19 protein-coding genes are annotated in these 23,606 nt (G+C 60.6%); 5 read left to right on the top strand and 14 right to left on the bottom strand.

Annotation, left to right across the window (positions count from 1 at the left end; genetic code table 11):
- Window positions 1-122: 122 nt before the first annotated feature.
- Together MM194_RS11250 and bioH are read right to left on the bottom strand one after the other, a co-directional pair.
- On the bottom strand, window positions 123-356 hold the full coding sequence (locus MM194_RS11250; protein ID WP_241343619.1) for a flagellar biosynthesis protein FlgE: 234 nt from the start codon (window positions 354-356) through the stop codon (window positions 123-125).
- Between the two features lie 71 nt (window positions 357-427).
- Window positions 428-1,192 carry a pimeloyl-ACP methyl ester esterase BioH gene (gene bioH / locus MM194_RS11245; RefSeq protein ID WP_241343618.1) on the bottom strand — a complete coding sequence of 255 codons (765 nt, stop codon included), beginning with the start codon at window positions 1,190-1,192 and terminating at the stop codon, window positions 428-430.
- Between the two features lie 37 nt (window positions 1,193-1,229).
- On the opposite strand from bioH, the gene MM194_RS11240 reads away from it, so the two are divergent.
- Window positions 1,230-1,958 carry a ComF family protein gene (locus MM194_RS11240; protein WP_241343617.1) on the top strand — a complete coding sequence of 243 codons (729 nt, stop codon included), beginning with the start codon at window positions 1,230-1,232 and terminating at the stop codon, window positions 1,956-1,958.
- A 159-nt stretch (window positions 1,959-2,117) separates the two neighbouring features.
- A complete protein-coding gene (gene nfuA, locus MM194_RS11235; RefSeq protein ID WP_241343616.1) occupies window positions 2,118-2,696 on the top strand; it encodes a Fe-S biogenesis protein NfuA in 579 nt (192 codons plus the stop codon).
- A gap of 97 nt (window positions 2,697-2,793) precedes the next feature.
- On the opposite strand, the gene MM194_RS11230 is transcribed toward nfuA, so the two are convergent.
- Window positions 2,794-4,013 (bottom strand): IS3 family transposase gene (locus tag MM194_RS11230; protein ID WP_241343615.1). Its coding sequence is split into 2 segments (ribosomal slippage): window positions 2,794-3,665 and window positions 3,665-4,013, totalling 1,221 coding nucleotides; the frame shifts between segments, so codons are not numbered across the junction.
- 209 nt (window positions 4,014-4,222) lie between these two features.
- Between MM194_RS11230 and MM194_RS11225 the strand changes: the two genes are divergently transcribed.
- Window positions 4,223-5,698 carry a YfcC family protein gene (locus MM194_RS11225; RefSeq protein WP_241343614.1) on the top strand — a complete coding sequence of 492 codons (1,476 nt, stop codon included), beginning with the start codon at window positions 4,223-4,225 and terminating at the stop codon, window positions 5,696-5,698.
- 69 nt (window positions 5,699-5,767) lie between these two features.
- On the opposite strand, the gene MM194_RS11220 is transcribed toward MM194_RS11225, so the two are convergent.
- Entirely contained in the window at window positions 5,768-6,982 is a 1,215-nt protein-coding gene (locus MM194_RS11220) for a pyridoxal phosphate-dependent aminotransferase (RefSeq protein ID WP_042641637.1), read from the bottom strand.
- Between the two features lie 357 nt (window positions 6,983-7,339).
- Here MM194_RS11220 and MM194_RS11215 point away from each other — a divergent pair, with 357 nt between their 5' ends.
- Complete coding sequence (locus MM194_RS11215; RefSeq protein WP_033131582.1) at window positions 7,340-7,552, top strand: DUF1653 domain-containing protein; 213 nt, start codon at window positions 7,340-7,342, stop codon at window positions 7,550-7,552.
- 66 nt (window positions 7,553-7,618) lie between these two features.
- Here the strand turns inward: MM194_RS11215 and MM194_RS11210 are convergent, their stop codons facing one another.
- The 5 genes from MM194_RS11210 to MM194_RS11190 form a co-directional block, all read right to left on the bottom strand.
- Window positions 7,619-7,876: a GrxA family glutaredoxin gene (locus tag MM194_RS11210; RefSeq protein ID WP_033131583.1), complete on the bottom strand. Its 258-nt coding sequence runs from the start codon at window positions 7,874-7,876 to the stop codon at window positions 7,619-7,621.
- A gap of 226 nt (window positions 7,877-8,102) precedes the next feature.
- Entirely contained in the window at window positions 8,103-9,548 is a 1,446-nt protein-coding gene (dacB, locus tag MM194_RS11205; RefSeq protein ID WP_241343613.1) for a D-alanyl-D-alanine carboxypeptidase/D-alanyl-D-alanine-endopeptidase, read from the bottom strand.
- Between the two features lie 84 nt (window positions 9,549-9,632).
- Window positions 9,633-11,393, bottom strand: a complete 1,761-nt coding sequence (locus tag MM194_RS11200; protein ID WP_241343612.1) for a DEAD/DEAH box helicase — start codon at window positions 11,391-11,393, stop codon at window positions 9,633-9,635.
- 151 nt (window positions 11,394-11,544) lie between these two features.
- Window positions 11,545-12,582: an HlyD family secretion protein gene (locus tag MM194_RS11195; protein WP_033131586.1), complete on the bottom strand. Its 1,038-nt coding sequence runs from the start codon at window positions 12,580-12,582 to the stop codon at window positions 11,545-11,547.
- A gap of 10 nt (window positions 12,583-12,592) precedes the next feature.
- Window positions 12,593-12,937: a DUF3302 domain-containing protein gene (locus MM194_RS11190; protein ID WP_241343611.1), complete on the bottom strand. Its 345-nt coding sequence runs from the start codon at window positions 12,935-12,937 to the stop codon at window positions 12,593-12,595.
- A gap of 244 nt (window positions 12,938-13,181) precedes the next feature.
- Between MM194_RS11190 and MM194_RS11185 the strand changes: the two genes are divergently transcribed.
- Window positions 13,182-14,810: a mechanosensitive ion channel domain-containing protein gene (locus tag MM194_RS11185; RefSeq protein WP_033131587.1), complete on the top strand. Its 1,629-nt coding sequence runs from the start codon at window positions 13,182-13,184 to the stop codon at window positions 14,808-14,810.
- Window positions 14,811-14,877: 67 nt separating this feature from the next.
- Here the strand turns inward: MM194_RS11185 and MM194_RS11180 are convergent, their stop codons facing one another.
- The 5 genes from MM194_RS11180 to adhE form a co-directional block, all read right to left on the bottom strand.
- Entirely contained in the window at window positions 14,878-16,299 is a 1,422-nt protein-coding gene (locus tag MM194_RS11180) for a carbon starvation protein A (protein ID WP_033132431.1), read from the bottom strand.
- A 142-nt stretch (window positions 16,300-16,441) separates the two neighbouring features.
- On the bottom strand, window positions 16,442-17,146 hold the full coding sequence (btsR, locus tag MM194_RS11175) for a two-component system response regulator BtsR (protein ID WP_033132432.1): 705 nt from the start codon (window positions 17,144-17,146) through the stop codon (window positions 16,442-16,444).
- Window positions 17,121-18,836, bottom strand: a complete 1,716-nt coding sequence (locus MM194_RS11170) for a sensor histidine kinase (RefSeq protein ID WP_052101224.1) — start codon at window positions 18,834-18,836, stop codon at window positions 17,121-17,123. The genes btsR and MM194_RS11170 overlap by 26 nt, the downstream gene beginning before the upstream one ends.
- A 351-nt stretch (window positions 18,837-19,187) precedes the next feature.
- Entirely contained in the window at window positions 19,188-20,423 is a 1,236-nt protein-coding gene (locus MM194_RS11165; RefSeq protein ID WP_033130087.1) for an HD-GYP domain-containing protein, read from the bottom strand.
- Between the two features lie 108 nt (window positions 20,424-20,531).
- Window positions 20,532-23,207: a bifunctional acetaldehyde-CoA/alcohol dehydrogenase gene (gene adhE, locus MM194_RS11160; RefSeq protein ID WP_033130086.1), complete on the bottom strand. Its 2,676-nt coding sequence runs from the start codon at window positions 23,205-23,207 to the stop codon at window positions 20,532-20,534.
- Window positions 23,208-23,606: the final 399 nt, after the last annotated feature.

Genomic DNA, 23,606 nt, shown 5'->3' with positions numbered 1-23,606 from the left:
GGGTAGCAGGCTGACGTTGATGTACATCTCACACCCGGATGTCGATCAGGGTACCCATCAATACCGTCTGCGAGCGCAGCTGATTGGGAATAAGGGGTGGCAGGCTGACGTTGATATTCATCTCACACCCTGATGTCGATCAGGGTACCCATCATGTCGCTGGCGGTCTGGATCACCTTGGCGGAGGCGCCGGCCTGCAGCTCGGCCACCTTGAGGTTGACCAGCTCCTCGGGCAGTTCCACCCGCTCACCGGCCGGGGTATTGAGGCGGGCTATCTGGCCCGATGCCTGACCGGCCAGTTGCTCCGCCCGCTGGAATCCCTGCACGCCCGTGGTCATGGCAGAATCGATACGCATCATCTTGCTCCTCTGGCTGTTGGCTGATTATTCACCACCCGGAGGCATTATTGAAGCCTGCCGCTCACTTTTCAGCCGATAAACTCCCGTACCATGGCGATGAACTGGGCCGGATGGGAGATGAAGGGGGCGTGAGAGGCCTTGTCCAGCACCCGACTCTGGCTATGGGGATAGCGTTCGTCCAGCAGCGGAATGGCCGCCTTGGGCACCAGGGAATCCAGCCTGCCATAGATCCGCAGCCAGGGCTGGCTGAGCGCCGTCAGCTCGTCGCGCTGATCGACGTCGGCCAGCAGGCCGAGGCCCGCCTCCAGGGCGGCAAGCTGGGGCGCTGGTCGCTCCGCCAGCCAGTGGCGCAACTGACGGATGTCGTCCCGGGCGTGTTCGCTGCCCATGGCCTGGATCGCCAGGAAACGCTCTATGGTCTGCTTGAAATCACCGGCCAGCATCTGGTTGAAACCGGCGAGCACCTTGGGGGCGATACCGGGCCATTCGTCCCGCGCCATGAAACAGGGGGAACTCGCCACCGTGATCAGGCTCTGGCAACGCTCGGGATGAGTCAACGCCAGCTGGCTCGCCACCAGGCCGCCGAGGGACCAGCCGAGCAGATGGCATCTTTCCGGCAAGACGGCTGTGATCTGCTCCGCCAGCCAGGGCAGGCCGTATTCGACACCGCTCGCCAAGGGGCTGTTGCCAAACCCCGGCAGATCGACCAGGTGCAGCCGATAATGGGCTGCCAGCTCGGGGACGATGCCGTGCCAGACAGCCCCGTTCATGCCCCAACCATGCAACAACACCAGGTCCTGGCCCTGGCCAAACCGCTCAACCGATACGCTCATCTAGACTCAAGATCCTGTTTATCTGCTTGGAGTCTGCATGTTAAAGCGGCTGCTCGCCAAAGCAAGTCCGATCCTCGGCAACCGGGCCGACTGGCTGGGCCTCTGTCTGCTCTGTCGCCAGCCTTGCGACACCCAGCCGCTGCTGTGCAGCTGGTGCCGGCACGCCCTGCAGCAACCCTGTCTCAGGTGCCGGCTGTGTGCGGCGCCGCTGCCGGAACATATAAAGGCAGCGGAGCAGGTCTGCGGCCGCTGCCAGCGCAGGCCGCCGCCCTGGGAGCGGCTGCAGGTGATAGGCGACTATCAGCTCCCCTACTCCCTGCTCATTCCCCGGCTGAAATACTCGGGTCAGATCCTGTTGGCACCACTACTTGCCCGCCTGCTGGTCGATCATCTGGATACCGACGATCCGCCCGAGGCCATCATCCCAGTTCCCTTGCATTGGTGGCGACAGTGGTGGCGCGGCTTCAATCAGGCGGAAGAGATTGGACTGGCCCTTGGCGCGATCACCGGTATTCCCTGCGACACCCGGCTGTTGCGCAGGATCAGGGCGACCCCTCAGCAGACCAGCCTGAGTGCGGGGCAACGCAGACGCAACCTGCGCGGCGCCTTTCAGATCCGGCCCCACAGCTATCGCCATGTCGCCCTGCTCGACGACGTGGTCACCACAGGCGCCACCGCCGGCCAGCTCAGCCGTTTACTCCACAAAAGTGGCATTGAGAAGGTGGAAGTGTGGGCACTTTGCCGCACGCAGAGGCACATCAAATAGCTGGGACGGTATGGAGAGGAGGAAAAAGCGGTCTGGCGTCTTGTCATGAGCTTGTTGCGCTCAGGGTCACATCGGGTAGCCATCGACACGCTACCCAAGCCAGGCCAAGCGAGTTATCATGAATACCCTAGTCGTACACTCAGGTTTATGAGGATAGTGATGATCAGCATTTCCGACACCGCCCAGGCCCACTTCCGCAAGTTGCTGGAGAAGCAGCCTGATGGCACCAACATCCGGGTGTTTGTGGTCAATCCGGGAACCCAGAATGCCGAGTGCGGCGTATCCTATTGCCCACCCGACGCGGTCGATCCGGAAGATCAACACCTGCCCTTCAGCGGCTTCGACTGTCTGGTCGATCCCCTGAGCTCCCCTTATCTGGTGGATGCCACCATCGACTTCGTCACCGATCAGATGGGCTCCCAGCTCACCCTGAAGGCACCGAACGCCAAGATGCGCAAGGTCGCCGACGATGCCCCCCTGGCCGATCGCATCGAATACGTGCTGATGTCCGAGGTGAACCCCATGCTGGCCGGTCACGGTGGCAAGGTGACCTTGATTGACATCACCGACGACAAGCTGGCGATTTTGCAGTTTGGTGGTGGTTGCAACGGCTGTTCACAGGTGGATTACACCCTGAAAGAGGGGATCGAGAAGCAGCTGTTGGAGAAATTCCCGGGCGAGCTCAACGGCGTGAAAGATGCCACCGAGCACCAGCGTGGCGATCACTCCTACTATTGATGCCGCGGCAGTGACTCCCCCAGCGAGGCGGTCACCGACCTGATGAGCTGTCTAGTCCTGAAATAGGTTTACACATTTTCGTCTAGCTTCACGTGACTCAGAACCCCCGATGCACCGCATCGGGGGTTCTGTATTTCAACGCATGATGCGGTCGCTCCAGGTTGTAAATATCCACCGCCTCACGCACCATCTCCCGCGCTTGCGCCAGGTCCTGCGGGCTTTGCAACAGCAACTCACCTTTCAAAATCCCGTTTACCCGCTCCGCCAGTGCATTCTGGTAACAGTCATAACCATCTGTCATCGAGCATTTCACCCCGTGCCGGGCATGCAATGACTGATACAGGCCCAAGCAATACTGCACGCCGCGGTCCGAGTGATGGATAAGCTCCCCGCTGCCACACCGTTGCTTCAGCGCCTGTCTGAACGCCATCGCCACCGACTCGGCGTGCATCCCTTCGTGCACGTGATGACCCACTATCTTGCGTGAGTAAGCATCCGTCACCAGGCTCAGGTACAGCGGCCCGCTCCTGGCTGGCAGATAGGTGATGTCGGCGACCCAGACTTGCTCCGGTGCCACCGGCGTGACCTGCTCTGACCCTGCCTTGAGCAAGTTGGGGTGACGGTAGAAGCGGTGAAAACTGTGGGTGGTCTTGTGATACGCCCGCCTGGGCTGCACCAGCAGACGATGCTCGGCCAATATCTGAAACAGCCTGTCCCGCCCGACCTTGAGCCAGCCATCATCCTGTCCCTGCAGCAGATAATGCAGCTTGCGGGTGCCGACCCGTGGCTGGCGTAACCGTACCTGACGCACGAAGCGCACCACCTGCAGCCCCTGTGCGTGGCGCAGGTCGGCAACTCGATTGCGCTTGTAGTAAGCCTGACGGCTTATTCCCAGAAACAGGCAAGCCCTGACGATGGTCAGCCTCTGGACTTGCCGCTGCGAGAGGACTTGCCGGGTCGCTTTTTTACGATGGAGACACCGTAGTCGTTCTTCAGTACATCGACGACGGCCTCAAAGAACTGGGCCTTCTGGCTCATCAGCGCCAGCTGCTGTTCGAGCTCCTTGATACGTTGTTCGGGCGTCTGGTTGTCGGGGTCAGGCATGGTGATGCTCCTGCCGGCGCGCACAGAAGCCCCCTGGCTCCAATCCTGCCGACCATGTTGACGCAACCATACCAGAACGGTGGAGCGGCCCTGAATGCCATAACGGGCCTGAGCCTGTTTGTAGGTGAGCTCGCCTTTTTCAATCTGCTCGACCAGCGCCAGTTTAAAAGTCAGCGAGTAATCGCGCTGTGTCCGTTTCACACCTTGTCCCATCGGGGTCTCCATTTATTGGGGGGAAAGGTGTAAACCATATTCAGGACGGGACACTCAAATGAAAAAGGGCCCTGCGGGGCCCTGTTTTTTTATCAAAAATCCTGCCTTATCAAGAAATTTTATTATCCGCGATCACCTTTTTCCGATATCAAAACCGCTAGTCTTGCGCTGATCGGATCACATGACGGCCTTGCCGAGGAACGGACACTATGACCAGCCCACATGAGGCGCCCAAGAAGCGCCAGCTCCCCACCGTATACACCCTGCTGTTTATCATCATCGCCCTGATGGCCACCCTCACCTGGGTGCTGCCGGCGGGCAAGTACAACTATGTCACCGCCAAGAGCCAACAGCCGATTGCGGCGGCGGCCGTGGCCGACTACAGCGGCGATGAGCGGCTGTTGCCGGTGCCCGGCAGCTACACCAAGCTCCCCTCTCACCCGCAGGGGCTGTTCGATGTGCTCAAGGCCCCCATTCAGGGCTTCCACAAGGCGGCCGACGTGGCGCTGTTCGTGCTCATCATCGGCGGCTTCCTGGCGGTGACCATGCACAGCGGCGCGCTGGATGCCGGGGTAGGGGCCATAGTGCGCGCCTTCGCCGGCCGTGAGCGGCTGTTGATCCCGGTGCTGATCGCGCTCTTTGCCCTCGGTGGCTCCACCTTCGGCATGGCGGAGGAGACGGTGGCCTTCTGGGCGCTGATAGTGCCTGTCATGATGGCGGCGGGCTTCGATCGCATGGTGGCGGCGGGGATCATACTGCTCGGCTCCGGGGTCGGGGTGCTCGCCTCCACCGTCAACCCTTTCGCTACCGGCATCGCCTCCGGTTTTGCCGGCATCCCCATCGGTGAGGGGATCGGCCTGCGGGTCATCCAGTGGCTGCTGCTGGTGATCTTCGCCTCCTGGTTCGTGATGCGCTATGCCAAGCAGGTGCAGCAGGACAAGGGGAGCTCGGTGCTGGCCGACATCCAGTATGACGACGAATTCTCCCAGATGAAGCGCAGCGACTCGGCCTTCAGCGGCAAGCAGAAGCTCACCATGCTGGTGTTTTTCGGCACCTTCCTGCTGATGATCTATGCGGTGGTGCCCTGGTCGGATCTGGGGATCGACTTTCTGCCGACCCTGGGCTGGTGGTTCGATGAGCTCTCCACCCTGTTCTTCAGCGCCTCCATCCTGATCGCCCTCATCAACCGGATGCCGGAGTCCAACTACGTGGCCACCTTCCTGGAAGGGGCACGGGATCTCATCGGGGTGGCGCTGGTGGTGGCGGTGGCGCGCGGTATCTACGTGGTGATGGAGCAGGGCGTCATCATCGACAGCATACTGCACTGGGCCGAGGGCTTGGTGACCGGGCTCTCCTCCTCGGTGTTTATCCTGATGGCCTACCTGGTGCACATTATTCTGAGCTTCTTCATCCCCTCGACCTCGGGGCTGGCGACCGTCTCCATGCCGCTGATGGGGCCGCTGGCGGACTTCTCCGGCATCTCCCGGGATCTGGTGATCACCGCCTATCAGTCCGCCTCCGGCTGGATCAACCTGTTCGCTCCCACCGCCGCCCACCTGGTGGCCGGGCTGGCGTTGGCCAAGATCCCCTACGAGCGCTTCGTGCGCTGGGTGCTGCCTTTCATCATCGGGGTGGCGCTCATCACCATGGGGGTGCTGGTGGTCGGTGCCCTGCTGCACGGCTGATGGCCAGAGATAAAACGACAGACAGCAAAAAGGCTCCCGCGGGAGCCTTTTTCATGACATCGACAGCGCTTACTGCTTGTAGTTCTTGAGGAAGCGGGCGAGGCGACCGATGGCATCTTCCAGCTCCTCTTCCCTTGGTAGGAATGCCAGGCGGAAGTGGTCCGGCGCGGGCCAGTTGAAGCCAGTGCCCTGTACCAGCAGCAGTTTCTCCTGCTGCAGCAGGTCGAACACCATCTTCTGATCGTCGCGAATGTCGTACACCTTGGGATCCAGGCGCGGGAACAGGTAGAGCGCCCCCTTGGGCTTGACGCAGGAGACGCCGGGGATGGCGTTGATCAGCTCCCAGGCCTTGTCCCGCTGGCGCCGCAGGCGGCCGCCCGGCAGGATCAGCTCGTTGATGCTCTGGTAGCCACCGAGCGCCGCCTGAATGGCGTGCTGCATGGGCACGTTGGAGCAGAGTCGCATGGAGGCCAGCATCTCCAGCCCTTCTATATAGCCCTTGGCCCGACCCTTGGGCCCGGTGATGACCATCCAGCCCTGACGGAAGCCACAGGCACGATACGCCTTGGAGAGGCCGTTGAAGGTCACCACCATCACGTCGTCGCACTGGGTGCAGACGCTGGTGTGGGCGATGTCGTCGTAGAGGATCTTGTCGTAGATCTCGTCGGCGAAGATGATGAGGTTGTGCTGACGGGCGATCTCGATCAGCTCCAGCTGGAATTCGCTGCCGTAGACGGCGCCGGTCGGGTTGTTCGGGTTGATCAGCACCAGACCGCGGGTGCGCGGGGTGATGCGGGCGCGGATGTCATCCAGATCCGGATACCAGTCGGCCCCTTCGTCGCAGCGATAATGCACCGCATGACCGCCGGAGAGGGTGATGGCCGCGGTCCACAGCGGGTAGTCGGGGGAGGGCACCAGCATCTCGTCGCCGTTGTTGAGCAGCGCCTGCATGGCCATGACGATGAGCTCGCTCGCGCCGTTGCCGATGTAGATGTCATCGATATCGACCTTGCGCATCCCCTTCTGCTGGTAATACTGCATCACCGCCTTGCGGGCGGAGAACAGTCCCTTGGAGTCGCAGTAGCCCTGGCTCTGGGGCATGTTGAGGATCACATCCTTGATCAGTTCCTCGGGGGCATCGAAACCGAATGGCGCCAGATTGCCAATGTTGAGCTTGAGAATGCGATGGCCTTCGTCTTCGAGACGGCGGGCCTCTTTATGCACCGGGCCGCGAATGTCATAGCAGACATCGTCGAGCTTGTGCGACTTGTCGATAGTGAACATGGTGAGCGTGATTCCTTCCCCTGGGGACGCGTTGGCAAAAAGCGTTTTTTAGTATCAAATTTCTCTACCCCTATTCTTCACAGAATTGAATGCTAGAACAATCTAATTTATGGAATAAATCCCTGATATTAACCCCCTAAACAGGGTTGCCAATCTGTTAAATTCAGCAGGATCGTTTGCCTGTTTCGCAAGAAACCAGTGAAAGATGAGGGTCAGCTTCATAAAGCCGCAGGAGTGTATTGAAATACTCCCCCCATCTGGCACGATTGGCTGGGCTGATAAACACCCGCCCGCCCCCATTATCAGCCCGGTCAGCTTTGCGTCCGGTGGTCTTTCATCCTGTTTCGAGGCTTTGTCATGCATGCACCCACACCCGGCCGCTATCGCCACTTCAAGGGAGGGCACTATCGGGTGCTCACCCTGGCCCTGCACACCGAGACCCAGGAGCGGCTGGTCATCTACCAGTCCGAGCAGGACGACATCGTCTATGCCAGGCCCGTCACCATGTTCATGGAGTGGATCGAGCATCAGGGCGCCGTGGTGAGCCGTTTCACGCCGGTGGCAGACTGAGTCTGGCTGCGGTTCTCACCATGAAAAAAGGCGCCATCAGGCGCCTTTTTACGATACGAATGGGGATCACAGACCCAGATTAGCCCTGGCATAGGCTTCGAAGTCGGTGCAGCCGCCGATGTGCTGCTCGTCCAGGAAGATCTGCGGCACCGTGGTGACCGGCTTGCCCGCCTTGACGGCCAGATCGTCCTTGGTCAGCCCTTCGGCGTTGATGTCCACGTAGCGGAATTCGAAGTCATCGCGCTCCTCGGTCAACTGCTCGGCGATCTGCTTGGCACGGACACAGTAAGGGCAACCCGGGCGACCAAAAATTTCTACAAACATCGTTTCTCTCCGTTAAATGAAGCCGTTATATGAAGCCGCTGCAATGAGGCTGGCGACAGCATAGCCCCGCCTCAGGGTTCGTTAAAGTGGAAAATGGCGGGCACCATGGCCCGTGTTTACTGCTCGGCGATCTGGATCGGCTGCTGCCGATAGAGGCTCTCCATCACGCCTTTCTCGAACACTGTCCTGGGTATGGAGGCCGCCTTGCTGGCAAGACCCCTGCTCATCATTGTTCGACGATCTGGATCGGCTGCTGCTGGTAGATGCTCTCCAGCACCCCCTTCTCAAATCCGGTCCAGGGCCAGGGTGCCTTGCTGGCACGGTAGCGTTCGTGGGTGGCCGGATCCTGGGAGAGGCCACGTTGGAACATCACGAAGGCCTTGCGCTGGCCGCCGGCGGTGTCGATGAAGCCGGCGAGGTTGGAGGTGCCGGTGATGGTCCCTGTCTTGGCATGCACCTTGTTCTTCATCATGGGGGCGGTGACGCTGCGGCGCCAGGCCAGGGTGCCGTCCACCTGGGAGCTGGGCAGCAGCTTGATGAAATCGAGCTGGGCATCGTTCTTCTGGATGAAGGCCAGCACCGACAGCATCTGGCGGGCGCTGATGAGGTTGTGGGCGGAGAGGCCGGAGCCGTCGGCCAGGGTGGCGTTGCCGAGATCGATGCCGTTCTTGGTCAGGATGGCGCGCACCGCCATGGTGCCGCTGCGGTAGCTGCCCGGCTTGTTGTAGTAGTGACGGCCGACGGTCTTCAAGAAGGTATCGGCGTAGAGGTTGTCCGATTTCTTCAACATCTTGGAGAGCATCACCGGCAGGGAGACGGAGTAGTGGGTGGCCAGGGTCTCGGCGCCCACCGGTGCGCGGTGAGTGACCCGCAGCAGGCCGTCGTGGCTGATGCCGGCACGGTTCATGGCCCAGCGAATGTTGTCCCAGCCCCAGGCTTCCACGTCGTGGATGGCGAAGCGCAGACCTTGTGGCTCCTTGTTCGGGGTGATGCAGCCCTTGAGCTCATAGAAGTTGCCCTTGGCCATGTCCACTTCGAGGGCGCAGAACTGGCGCGCCATGTCGGCGTAGCTCATCACCTCCACGTTGTCGGCGCCGATGCCGATGGGCACGCCGGTGGCCACGTTGCCCACCGCCGGTTTACCTATCTGGGTGGCGGTGACGGTGCCGTAGGCGCAGTTCTTGTCGATGATGACGGAGGAGACCGGGGCCGCGAAGCAGAGGGTCTGATCTCCCCAGGACCAGCCGTTGCCGCGCTCGTAGCCGTTGTAGGCGCCGGTGTTGACATAGACGTTGCCCTTGATGCGGGTCACGCCGAGCTGTTTGAACAGGGCGACCAGATCCATGCGCGACAAGGTGGGGTCGCCCACGAAGTTGATCCAGAGGTCGCCGTTGATGACATCCCCCTGCTTGGCCCCCGGCTGGGCTTGGATGTCGGTAGCGAAGCGAAAGTCGGCGCCGAGCTCGAGACGGGCGGCGAGCGCGGTCAGCACCTTCATGGTGGAGGCGGGCGCTATCATGTCATCGGCGTGACGGGCAAATTCCACCCCGCCGCTGCCCTGCACTATGACGGCGTACTGGCCTCCCTTTGGGGGGATCAGCGGGGCGGCATGGACCAGGGTGGAAAACAGGGTGGAAAACAGAGCACAAACACCAATCAACAGCCGCTGCATAAGATCCTCAAACTTGACGAAGAGACTGACATCGTCTGCCAGCCTTTATACTCAACATGGATATATTCACCTGCCAGAGCGCCGTCAGCCAAGGGTTTCGGCTGTACGGTAACGACCCTGATAGTCAAAAATTTTTTCCTTCACCTGCCAGAAGCGCCCCGCCTTGCGGGCGATGACGAAGTCCGGGTGGCGGAACTTGGGGCCTTCGGCCAGCACGCTCTCCAGGGTGGTGAATTCGGGCTCGAGGCCCGGGGCGGGCCAATGATGACGCACAAAGCGCTGTTGAAACAAGCGCCGCGCACCGCTCGAGTGAAAGCCGAAGTACTCCACCAGGGTCAAGCCATCCTCATCGTGGTAGGTCACCTCCAGCCGCTCCCCCTGTTTGCCACGGCCACTGGCGAGGGTCAGGCCGGCGCAGCGGATCACCATGCAGTCCTTGAGATTAAGCGCTGCTTTGAGCTTGTCGTCCGGATCCACCAGCAGCTGATCGCAGCTCTGGCAGCGGCGGGCGGCGATGTCGTTCTCCGCCCCGCAGGCGGGACAGATCTTGGCGCGAAAGCGGTAGTCGCACTCCTCGCGATGGCCCTCGTCATCTTCAAATAGCCCCTGACAGCGGCGGCCATAGTGTTCGACAACCTTGCCATCCTCGTCGGTCTTGCCCCAGAAGGTGTTGGCAAAGCCACAGGCGGGGCAGGGCACCTGCACCGGCTCGGTACCGGCGTGGGGCCTGGGCTCCCCCACTTCGGGGGCGAACAGGTTGAAGTTGTTGCCGGCATAGTCGAGCACCAGGCAATCCTCCTTGCCCGGCGACAGTCGCAGGCCCCGGCCGACGATCTGCTGATAGAGCGACACCGACTCGGTGGGGCGCAGCATGACGATGAGATCGACGTGGGGGGCGTCGAAGCCGGTGGTGAGCACCGCCACGTTGACCAGAAACTTGAGCTCCCGCCCCTTGAAGGCCTGGATCAGGGCATCGCGCTCCGGCCCCGGGGTCTCGCCCGTGATAAGGGCGGCCTTTTCCCCTTTGCTCCCGAGCAGCCCGTGAATTTCCCGGGCGTGCTCGACGGTGGCGGCGAAGATCATCACCCCCTGCCGCTCCCGGGCGTACTCCAGCACCTGGCTGATGATATGGGGGGTGACCCGCTGCTGGCGCTTGAGTTCGCCGTTGAGATCCGCTTCGCTGAACAGACCGTTCTCACGGGGGATCAGCCTGCTGAAGTCGTAGTGAACGATGGGGGCATCGACCAGGCGCGGCGGCGTCAAATAGCCATTTTTCACCATGAAGCGCAGGGGCAGCTCGAACACGCAGTCGCCAAACAGCCGCTCCCCGTGGCTCTTGACCATGCCGTGATAGTGGCGCCGATAAATCCAGCCAAGCCCCAGCCGATAAGGTGTGGCAGTGAGGCCGAGGATCTTGAGCGCCGGATTGGCCGCCTTGAGATGGGCGATCACCTGATGGTACTGGCTGTCATCCTCGAGGGAGACCCGATGACACTCGTCGATGATAAGCAGCGAAAAGGCGCCATCAAAGGCGTCCAGATTGCGCGCCACCGACTGCACCGAGCCGAACACCACCTGGGCGCTGGCCTCCTTGCGATCCAGCCCGGCGGCGAAGATGTCAGCCTTGAGCCCCCAGGCCTCGTACTTGGCGTGGTTCTGCTCCACCAGCTCCTTGACGTGGGCCAGCACCAGCACACGGCCGCGCGCCTTGCGGGCGAGTTCGGCGATCACCAGGCTCTTGCCGGCGCCGGTGGGCAAGACCACCACGGCGGGATCCGGGTGTTTGCGAAAGTGCTGGATGACGGCGTTGACCGCGTCGGTCTGGTAGGGTCTGAGAACGAACATGGAGACACTGGCTGATGCAAGATGGCGCCATTATAGGGATCTTGCCGCCAAAATGCAGCGTGCGGCAGTGGGACGCTGAGAGAGGAGCAGGTCTTGGCGTCAAAAAAACGGGCCGGAATGATTCCGGCCCATTGATTCACTGCATCGCTGCTTAGTGGAAGGGGAACAGGTAGTTGAGCCAGCTACCCATGCGCAGCAAAATTTTACGCATGATGGCCACATGGTGGAAATGTTCGGTGTAGATGGCGGCCTGGCCGCTGGAGCCTGCGATCACCTGATATTTGGCCCACTCGGGGTCGGTGATCTCAATGACGATGGGCAGGCGACCCGGTATCTGGGCCGAGCTCTGGTCGATCAGGTTGGCGTTGGCCTGAATGTTACCCGGCGCCATGGCGGGGATCACGGACAGTACCTTGCCCTTGAAGATCTTGCCTGGGATGCCGTCGAGCACCACCTCGGCTTCATCACCCACCGCCAGTCGCTGCATGCTGTTCTGCCAGAACCAGCCGACGTAGGAGTTGGCATCATCATGAATGAATGTCATCACCGGACGGAACAGGAAGGGACCGGCGATCATGCCGGGGCGAAGAGCCAACTGCACCACGTGGCCGTCGGTGGGAGCATAGACGACGGTCTGCTCCAGATCGTACTTGGCGATATCGATCTGGGCGCTCAGATCATTCAGCGAGGCCTTCTGTTGGTCCATCTGGGCGACGATGTCATCCACATTGGCCTGGGTCACGTCCAGATCCCGCTGTTTGCCGATGCCGCGACGCACCAGCTCCAGGGCGCGATCCCGGTCCAGGCTGGCGGAGCGCAGCCGGGCATCCAAGGCTCTGAGGAAGTCACGACTGGAGGCAAGTCGTGCGGTCAGGCTGGCGACCTTCTGCTCGAAGGGCTCTGCTTCGATACGGAACAGCACATCACCCTTCTTGACCTTTTGGTTGGGTTGGATAGGCACCTCGCTAACGCGGCCCTTGACCAGTGGGACTATGGGGGTGGAGACATAGTAATTGCGCGCCAGCTCCGAATAGGGGTGGTTGTAGTTCATCAGTACGATGAGCGCGCCTATGATGAAGATGCCACCAAGCACGGCCGTCGGCACCGTCCACTTGTTGAGCGGGATCTTGAAGATCTTGAAAATGCCTACACAGATGGCCGTGTAGGTGAGGATAAGTAGCAAGTCCATGAAAGATTACCTATTTGTCGGTCTGTTCGAGCGTGGCCATACGGGCTTGCAGTGCGGCAAGTTCTTGCTTGAGTGTCGAGATCTCATCTTCGTCCTTCTGTAGGCGTTGATTGAAACCCCAACCCCGATCGGGGCGATAAATCGTGGCCCAGATCCAGAGGAAAGGCCAGAGCACGTGCAAGGTGAACAGACTCACCCAGCCTGCTACGTGAATGGCGTCCTGATGGGGGTGATTGCGATGCTTGGCAATTTCATACGGAATATCGTGAATGACGATGACGCCGTAGAACATGACCAAGACGACAAACACCAATATCCCGAGGGCAACGTAGGTAAGTATGTAATCAGGTATCATTAATATCTCCAATCGAGACTGCAAGGCTACACAGAGACTTGCACCCATAGTTTCTGGTGCATGATGACAGCATATTACGTCAGCGCAAGACTGCAATCAGAGTGTTGACATTCCGGTACAGCCTCGGTTCATTGGCTGGTCATAAATCGCGCACGATGAATTTATTTCTGTAAAATCAAAGAGGAAAAGGGATTCGGGTGTCACAGCTCAAGGAGATGAGTTAGCGATGAAAAGACCGTGCTGGATGAGTCTGTTATGGGGAGGGCTGCTGCTGGTCAGCCTGTCGTCGGCAAGGATCGGCTGGGCGGCAGAGCCCAGGATGGCGCCCACCGAGCAGGAGAGGTCACAGACCCTGATCCTGCTCCATGAGCCCATCGTCATGTTGCAGACCAAGTATGGCAGCCTGGATGGGGCGGCCCGGGTGCGGCTGGTCCATGAACGGCTCCAGGCCATGGCGCCCGGCGACTTGAACTCGCCCGTCACCCTGGCCAAGGGGACTCGGGTCGGCCAGGATAGCCGGGAGTTCATGGTGAACGGCAAGCGCATTCTGGTGCTGCTGGCCGGCGATCTGGACGAATTCGATGAGTTGACGCTGGATCAGGCGGCCGAGCGGGTCCGGCTGCGCCTGGATGAGGTCCGCATCAAGTATCTTGAGCTGCATTCCGCCCCCTATCTGCTCAAGGCCGTCGGCAAGACCCTGCTGGCCAGTGTCGTCTTCTTTGGTCTGGTCTGGCTGCTGCAAAAGGGGCTGCGGCTGGTCAAGAAGTGGCTCGCCAACCGCCTGCTGTTGCAGAGGGGATTGATCCCCCATCAGTGGCGCCAGGTGGCGGGCAATGTCGAGGCTCGCCTGCTCGGCCTGCTGACCCTGTTGCTGATCTTCGCGCTCACCTATGGCTGGCTCACCTATGTACTGGGGCTCTTCCCACAAACGCGGGCCTGGAGCGAGCGGCTGGGGGACTCCCTGTTCACCCTGTGCGGCGACATGCTGGAGGGAATGATCTCGGCCATGCCGGGGCTGGTGACGGTGCTGCTGATCATCGTCATCACCCGTTTCTTCATCCGGATGCTGGCCATAGTGTTCGATCGCATCGAGCGCGGTCAGTTCCGGGTGCAGGGCCTGCACGCCGAGACCATAGGCGCCACCCGGCGGCTGCTCTCGGTGGTGATCTGGCTGTTCGCCCTGACGGTGGCCTATCCCTACCTGCCCGGCGCCAACTCCGACGCCTTCAAGGGGATCAGCGTCTTCTTCGGGCTGATGGTGACCCTGGGCTCGGCCGGGATCATGAACCATGCCATGAGCGGCCTGGTGCTCATCTACTCCCGCGCCCTGCGACCCGGCGATCTGGTGCAGATCGGCGAGGTGGAGGGGATGGTGACCGAGCTCAACGCCCTCTCGACCAAGCTGGTGACGCGTCAGGATCACGAGGTAACCCTGCCCAATGCCGTGGTGGTCGGCGGCAGGGTAACCAATCTCACGCGGCTGGCGGGGGACAAGGGGGTCGCCCTGCTGACCAAGGTGACCATCGGCTACGACACCCCCTGGCGCCAGGTGCACGCCATGCTGGAGCTGGCGGCGCGGCGCTGCCAGCAGCTCAACCAGGCCGAGCCACCGCTGGTGCGTCAGCTCAACCTGCAGGACTGGTATGTGGAGTACGAGCTGCAGGTGCGCATGAAGGACGGCTTGTTGCCCGCGGTGGTCAAGACGGAGCTGCATGGCCACATCCAGGACGTGTTCAACGAGTTCGGGGTGCAGATCATGTCCCCCAACTTCATCGCCCAGCCGGAGCAGGCGGTGCTGGTGGCCAGAGAGCACTGGTATCAGGCCCCGGCCGAGGCGCCCGCGGAGGAGCGTCCGGCGGCCAGACAGGGGTGAATGGAGCGAGAAAACGAGAAGGCCCGGCAGCGATGCCGGGCCTTCTTATTTGGGTGCGATACGCGGGTTAGTTCTCCTTCACCGCGCTCAGCCGGGATGGCCTGAACCTGATCAGGAAGGCCAGGGTGATGACGGCGGTACACACCAGGCCGATGATGGTGGAGATGTCCATCGCCAGACCAAAGCCGATGGGCGCGTTGGCCAGGTAGGTAAACACCACGGCGGTCATGAACATGGCGGGGATGGTGCAGACCCAGTGCAGCTTGCCTTCCTTGATGAGGTAGGCGGCGGCGGCCCACAGCATGATGACGGCGGTGGTCTGGTTGGCCCAGCCGAAGTAGCGCCATATCACGTCGAAGTCGGCCTTGGAGATGATGAAACCGAGGATGAACATGGGCACGGCGATCAGCAGTCGCTTGGCCATGGGTTTCTGGGTCAGCTTCAGGAAGTCCGCCACTATGAGGCGGGCACTGCGAAACGCGGTGTCACCGGAGGTGATGGGCAGGATCACCACGCCGAGGATGGCCAGGATGCCGCCGACCGTGCCGAGCAGGCTGGTGGAGACTTCGTGCACCACGGCCGCCGGGCCGCCGCTCGCCAGGGTGGCGTTGAGCGCTTCGGTGCTGTCGTAGAAGGAGAGACCCAGAGTGCACCAGATGAGGGCGATGATCCCTTCACCTATCATGGCGCCGTAGAAGATGAAGCGGCCGGACTTCTCATTCTGCATGCAGCGCGCCATCAGCGGGGACTGGGTGGCATGGAAGCCGGAGACGGCGCCACAGGCGATGGTGATGAACAGCAGCGGCCACAGCGGCAGCTCGGTCGGGTGCAGGTTGGAGAAGTCCATCCCGGTGTTGTAGAAGCCTTTGCCGGAGACGATGAGGCCGATGATGAGACCGACCGACATGAACACCAGCAGGGCGCCGAAGATGGGGTAGAAGCGACCGATGATCTTGTCGATGGGGACTATGGTGGCGAGGATGTAGTAGGCAAAGATCGCCACTATCCAGTAGACCAGATCGGTGGAGGTAAGGTTGGCGAGCAGGCCCGCCGGGCTCAGCACGAACACCACGCCCACCAGCATCAGCAGCACCACGGCAAACAGGTTCATGAAGTGCTTGGCGGCGGTGCCCAGGTGCTCACCGACCACTGTCGGTACCGAGGCGCCCTTGGCGCGCACCGACAGCATGCCGGAGAAGTAGTCGTGGACCGCGCCGGCGAAGATGCAGCCAAACACTATCCAGAGCATGGCGACCGGGCCGTACAGGGCACCCAGGATGGGGCCGAAGATGGGGCCGACCCCGGCGATGTTGAGCAGTTGAACCAGGTAGACCTTCTTGTCCGACATGGGCACATAGTCCACGCCGTCGGCCATGGTGATGGCGGGGGTGGCGAGCTCGGGTTGCGGGCCAAATATCCGCTCGATGAACTTGCCATAGAAGAAATAGCCAGCCACTAGCAGGCCGACGCAGAGGAAGAACCAGATCATTGTTACGCTCCAGCATTGTTATTTTATGGTGTGCGCGGTCAGTCTAAGTGGGCTCTTCTGTTAACGGCAGGTAAAGGTGGTAAGCGGCGGCATGGCGACCCGAGCGGTTGCCGACTGTGAGCCGGCGCACACTCAGGCCAGGTCACTCCAGGCCTAACTCATCCTTCAGCTCCTTGAGGTAGCGACGGCTGACCGGCACCTTGGCCCCGCTTTGGGTGACGATCTGGGCCAGCTGATTCTCCAGCAACTGGATCTCGAAGATAGCGTGTGGGGCCACCAGATATTGGCGGTGGCAGCGCAGCAGCGGGGTCTTCTCCTCCAGCGACTTGAGCGTGAGTTGGGTGTGAAACAGCTCACCCTGGCAGGCGACGTGCACCCCGCCGAGATCCGAGAAGGCGTACTCCACCTGCTCTATGGGCAGCAGCCGTACCCGGTTGTGAAGGTAGCCGGGGATATGGCGAATGGCGGGCGCCAGCGCGGCCACGGGCTGCGGGCTGAGATCCTGACGCAGACGTGCCAGCGTCTTGGCCAGCCGGGCGGGCTCCACCGGTTTGAGCAGGTAGTCGAAGGCGTTCTCCTCGAAGGCCTGGATGGCGTAGTCGTCGAAGGCGGTGACGAAGACGATGCGGGGCAGGGGATCGAGCATGGCGACCAGCTCCATACCGCTGAGCTTGGGCATCTGGATGTCGAGAAACACCACGTCGGGCTTCAGCCGTTGAATTAGGGGCAACGCCTCGATGGCATTGGCGGCGGCCCCCAGAATAGCAATGTCGGCTTCGGGGCCGAGCAGCTCGGCCAGCTCTTCGCGGGCATAGGGCTCGTCATCGACGATCAGGATGCGGATCATGTTGTCTCCTTGGAAGGGGGCGAGGCGCCTTGGGGATGCTGAAGGAGACCCGGGTCCATTGCTCCGGCTCGGACTGGACGTCAAGGCCGAAGCGATCGCCGAAGGCACTCTTGAGGCGGCGGTCCACTATGTTCATGCCCAGCCCATCTCCCCCCGTCAGATCCCCCTGCCAGGCGCCGGCGTTGTCCTCCACGCAGAGCCTGACCAGCTCGGGGGTCTCCTCCGCGTAGAGGCGGATGCGGCCTTGTTCCAGCAGGGTGGATATGCCGTGCTTGATGGCATTCTCGATGAGGGGCTGCAGGGTGAAGCTCGGCAACTGCAGCTGGGCCAGCTGCAGCGGGATCTCGTTTTGCACAGTCAATCGCTCACCAAAGCGGGCCAGCTCGATCTCCAGGTAGGATTGGCAGTGCTCCTGCTCCTCCTGCAGGGTGGCCAGATCGCTCTGGCGCTTGAGGTTCTTGCGAAAGAAGCGGGACAGATGCAGCAGCAGCTGGCGGGCGCGCTCGGGATCGCGCCGGGTAATGGCGCTGATGGTGTTGAGGGTGTTGAACAGGAAATGGGGGTTGATCTGGGCCTGGATGAGTTTGAGCTCGGATTGCACCAGCAGCCGCTGCTGTTGCTCCAGCCGCCCGCTCAGCAGTTGTTGTGACAGCAGGTTGGCGATCCCTTCCCCCAGGGTGTGGTTGATCTTGAGAAACAGCCGCTTCTTGGGCTCGTAGAGCTTGATGGTGCCTATTACCCCCTTGTCCCCTTGCAGCGGGATCACCAGTACGGAGCCGAGCTGACAGGAGGGGGAGATGCTGCAGCGATAGGGCTGGCGGTTGCCATCGGCAAACAGCACCTTGTTCTGGGCTATGGCTTGCAGAGTGATGGTGGAGGTGATGGGGGTGCCCGGCTTGTGGTGTTCCTCGCCGATGCCGATGAAGGCGAGGATCTTGTCGGTATCCGTGATGGCGACGGCGCCGACCCCTGTCTCCTCTTGCACTATGTGGGCGATTTTCTGGCTGGCATCGCGGGTAAAGCCCTGAGTCATAATGCCGACGGTGCGGTTGGCGATGGTGAGTGCCTTGGCGGAGAAGACCCGGGAGAATTTCTCGTACATCCGTTGTTGGTCGCGGATCATGCTGATGAAGAGCGCCGCCCCGCAGGAGTTGGCCAGGATCATGGGGGTGGCGATGGTGCGCACCAGCTGCAGGGCCTGCTCAAAGGGCGTGGCGACCAGCAGTATGATGACCATCTGCAAGATCTCGGCGTAGAGGGTGGTGAAGAAGGCGATTCTGGGCTTGAACAGGGCATCCACCCGGTTTGCCCGCATCAGCCGCCAGTGCACCAGCCCCCCCAGCAACCCCTCGCAGGTGGTGGAGATGGCGCAGGCGAGATCGGTAAATCCGCCGAGGGTATAGCGGTGCAGTCCCCCGGTCAGCCCCACCAGAAAGCCCACCAGCGGACCCCCTAGCAGCCCGCCCAGCACGGCACCGACGGCGCGGGTGTTGGCGATGGCGTCATCGATGTCCAGCCCGACGTAGGTGCCGAGGATGCAAAAGCAGGAAAAAATAACGTATATCAAGACTTTGTGGGGGAGTCTGACCGAATAGTTGGCCAGCGGGCGTAGCAAGGGGCTCTTGGAGAAGAGATAGGCGATGACCAGGCTGACGCTCATCTGCTGGAGCAGGGAGAGGACTAACTGCATAAAAAACATTCCTCCAATCTCGAGCCAGGCCTGGGCCTCATTCGTTCGTTCTGTGAGCCGGATCGCGTTTTTCCGTACCCCGTGGCCGTGTCGCCGGGCAGTTTGCCAGAATAGAAAATTAAAACCATATAAAATCAGTACGTTAAATTGATATTTGTGTAAATGTGACGAGCTTGGTATTGCTGGAGGGAGCATGAATGTGTCCACCGGATACGCCACACGGAGGTGGCATGCTCCGCCCAGCCCTCGGCTGGGCGTTTTTCATCCAGCCCCGATAGCAGACTATTTAGAGGGGGATTTGGTAATTATTCAGGTTTGTCCAATGAGTTATCCCCAGCTTCTGGGGATAACTCAGAAGGCAAAATAGTAACAGAAACGCCGGGTCAGGTTGAAAAACAGCCGTTGTCCCTCGTCCAGCTCCTCCTGCCTGATGCAGGCGGTGATGCTTCGCTCATCTTCCCGCAGATCGATCATTGGCACGGCTTCCGGGCGCTGTCCCCTGACATAGGGCAGCAGCTTGGGCTTGAGGGGCATGCTGGGCTCGGTCGAGAGCACCAGTGCCACCGACCCGTCGTCGAGGCGAACCAGCGAGCCAGGCGGATAGACTCCCAGCACCTTTATCAGCAATCTGACCAGATCTTGATCGAATTTCTTCTGGGACAACTTGTAGAGCTGGCCGATGGCCTGGCTCGGCGCTGCAGGGTTACTGCTGCTGCGCGGGTGCAGCAGCTCGTCATAGTAATCCACCAGGCCGATGAGGCGGGCGAGGGGAGGGATCTCCCCACCCTTGATGCCGAGTGGGAAGCCGGTGCCATCGAGCCGCTCATGATGTAGATGGGACACCTCGCGGATCCTGGGTTCAAATGCCTTCAACTGGGTGAGCATCTCCAGCCCATATTGGGGATGCATATTGAGAAAATTCTGCTCGGCGCGGCTGAGCTCCCCCCGCTTCTGGGTGATCTGGCTCGGGATCCGAAGCTCGCCGATGTCGTGTACCAGCCCGGCCAGACCAGCCTCCTCGATCTCGATGGGGCTCATGCCGAGCTCGCGAGCCATCAGCATGGCGATGAAGGCCACGTTCAGGCTGTGCTGCAGCAGGATGTCGGTGTGTTGGCTGCGGATCAGGTGCAACCCGAGCGGTCCTTCATGTGCCCCTAGCTGAGCGGCGGCGCTACGCACAATCTGCGCCGTGTTGGCGAGCCCCTCGTCAGGCTTGAGATTGAGGGCCCCGAGGGCATCTCGCAGCTCGGACAGGGATTGGCCAAACGCCTTGTCAGCGGCGCGCAGGGAGCGGCGAAAGGCCTTCTCATCGAATATGGGGAGCTCGGGGCTTTGCAGCTCGTCTTGCGCAGGCGGACTCAGGCTCAAAGGAGCGGGTTCGGCGTGCAGCAGGGGTTCGACGGGCAGATCACTCTTGTCGGGATCCACCATCAGCAGAGTGAGTTCGAGGAGGCGGAGGATGTCGAGCTGTTGTTGGTCGCGGATCTTGAAGGTATTGAACAGGAAAGGGTGGCTGGTCCAGCCGGTGGGAAGGTGGATGTAGTGGCCGACTCTCAACTGCTCGATGGAGGCTTGGATCAACGCCATAACGTGCTCTTGTGTCGTAGTTACCTACCAACAAGCTAGCAAAATTAAGCAGATAGACAAATAAAAAAGCCCGCGCGGGTGCGCGGGCTTGTATGTCAGGACCGGTTATCAGGCCTTGGATTTCTTCTTGCTATCAACCTTGGCTTCTACCTTGGCGGCAACCGGAGCCGCTACCTGAGCTTCCTCGGTGAAGGGACGGCCGTAGTAGGTGTCCATCAGGATGGCTTTGAGCTCGGTGATCAGCGGGTAGCGCGGGTTGGCGCCGGTGCACTGGTCATCGAAGGCTTCCAGCGCCAGTTGATCAACCTTGGCCAGGAAGTCAGCCTCGTTCACGCCAGCTTCACGGATGGAGGCCGGGATACCCAAGGTGGCTTTGAGCCCATCCAGCCAGACCAGCAACTTCTCGATCTTGGCGGCGGTACGGTCACTGGCGGCGGTCAGACCCAGGTGGTCAGCGACTTCAGCGTAGCGACGACGAGCCTGCGGACGGTCGTACTGGGAGAACGCGGTCTGCTTGGTCGGGTTGTCGTTCGCGTTGTAGCGGATGACGTTGCTGATCAGCAGGGCGTTGGCCAGACCGTGCGGGATGTGGAACTCGGCACCCAGCTTGTGCGCCATGGAGTGGCAGACACCCAGGAAGGCGTTGGCAAACGCGATGCCGGCGATGGTGGCAGCATTGTGCACCTTCTCGCGGGCTACCGGGTCGTTGGCACCGTTCTGGTAGCTGGACGGCAGGTATTCCTTCAGCAGTTTCAGCGCTTGCAGAGCCTGACCGTCGGAGTACTCGTTGGCCAGTACGGAAACATAGGCTTCCATGGCGTGAGTGACCGCATCGATACCACCGAAGGCGCACAGGGACTTGGGCATGCCCATGACCAGGTTGGCGTCGACGATGGCCATGTTCGGGGTCAGCTCGTAATCGGCCAGCGGGTACTTCATGCCGGTGGCGTCGTCGGTCACGACCGCAAACGGAGTGACTTCAGAGCCGGTACCGGACGTGGTGGTGATACAGACCAGTTCGGCCTTCACGCCCATTTTCGGGAACTTGTAGATACGCTTGCGGATGTCCATGAAGCGCATGGCCAGGTCTTCGAACGCGGTGTCCGGGTGCTCGTACATGACCCACATGATCTTGGCCGCATCCATGGGTGAACCCCCCCCCAGCGCCAGGATAACGTCCGGCTTGAAGGAGTTGGCCATCTCGGCGCCCTTGCGGACGATGGACAGGGTCGGGTCGGCTTCCACTTCGTAGAATACTTCCACTTCCATGTTCAGCTTCTTGAGCAGACGAACCACGTCGTCGGCATAGCCGTTGTTGAACAGGAAACGGTCGGTCACCACCATTGCACGCTTCTTGCCTTCCAGATCACCCAGGGCGATCGGCAGGGAGCCACGACGGAAATAGATGGATTTCGGAAGTTTGTGCCACAGCATATTTTCTGCCCGTTTTGCGACTGTCTTCTTGTTGATCAGGTGCTTGGGACCGACGTTCTCGGAGATGGAGTTACCACTCCAGGAGCCGCAACCCAGGGTCAGGGAAGGAGCAAGAGCGAAGTTGTACAGGTCACCGATACCACCCTGAGTCGACGGGGTGTTGATCAGGATACGGGCGGTCTTCATCTTGTCGCCGAAGTATCTGATGCGGTCGGCGTTGCGATCCTGGTCGGTATACAGACCTGAGGTGTGGCCGATGCCACCGATGTTGACCATGTCACAGGCCATCTCGACGGCTTCTTCGAAGTTCTTGGCGCGGAACATGCCCAGGGTCGGGGAGAGCTTCTCGTGAGCGAACTCGTCTTCAGCGCACAGTTCCAGACCTTCACCGATCAGGATCTTGGTGGTGGCAGGCACAGTCACGCCAGCCATTGCCGCGATCTTGGTGGCCGGCTGGCCCACGATGTCGGCGTTCAGCGCGCCGTTAATCAGCAGCACCTTACGTACCTTGTCAGCTTCATCTTTGGACAGGATGTAGCCATCGTGGCTGGAGAAACGCTCTTTCACCTGGTTGTAGATGGAGTCAACCACGATGACCGCTTGCTCGGACGCACAGACCACACCGTTGTCGAAGGTCTTGGACATCAGGATGGAGGCGACGGCACGCTTGATATCGGCGGTTTCGTCGATGACGATGGGCACGTTACCGGCACCCACACCGATGGCGGGTTTGCCTGAGGAGTAAGCGGCCTTCACCATGCCCGGGCCACCGGTGGCCAGGATCAGGTTGATGTCGTTGTGCTTCATCAGCGCGTTGGACAGCTCAACGGACGGTTGATCGATCCAGCCGATGATGTCTTTCGGTGCACCGGCGGAGATGGCAGCATCCAGTACCAGCTTGGCAGCGGTATTGGTGGAGTTCTTGGCGCGGGGGTGCGGGGAGAAGATGATGGCGTTACGGGTCTTCAGGGAGATCAGGGCTTTGAAGATCGCGGTAGCGGTCGGGTTGGTGGTCGGAACGATACCGCAGATGATGCCTACCGGCTCGGCGATGATCATGGTGCCCATCTCGTCATCCTGGCTCAGGATGCCGCAGGTCTTCTCGTCTTTGTAAGCGTTATAGATGTATTCGGAGGCGAAGTGGTTCTTGATAACCTTGTCTTCGATGATACCCATACCGGACTCTGCCACGGCCATTTGGGCCAAGGGGATACGGGCGTTGCTGGCGGCCAGGGCGGCGGCACGGAAAACCTTGTCTACCTGCTCTTGCGAGAAGCTGGCGAATTCACGCTGTGCTTCTTTGACGCGGGCAACCAGTGCATCCAGTTCAGCCAAATTGGTTACTGCCATGTTTATCTCCTGATGATTTGAAAACTGTTTAGTAAGACCTTGGCAATGCCCGGCAATTATAGTCGCCCTGTCAAGGAGAGAATCACCATAACGGGGTATTTACATGCCTTACTAAATCGCTTTCTGAGTCGATTATAGGGCCGGGTCGACTCAGAAAAACTTGATCTGGATCATATGTAACAAAAGAACAAAAGAAATTTTGTTTCACAATGCAGGGATGCCAGATGTTGCGGATTTGTAGAGTAGAGCGGAAGCGGGATGAATGGCAAGTGAATGACGACACATCCGTCATATTTCAACCAGTTAGCACCATACACCTCGAGGTTCCCTGCGCTGGCAGAGGGATTAAGAGCGCTGTGGCACCCGAGCGGAGGCGCTGATCAGCTAGCAACAGATACT

Source organism: Aeromonas sp. MR16 (assembly GCF_022549315.1).
GTDB lineage: Bacteria > Pseudomonadota > Gammaproteobacteria > Enterobacterales > Aeromonadaceae > Aeromonas > Aeromonas aquatica.
The sequence above is the reverse complement of the archived record's forward strand: the minus strand, read 5'-3'. Positions and strand labels throughout refer to the sequence as shown.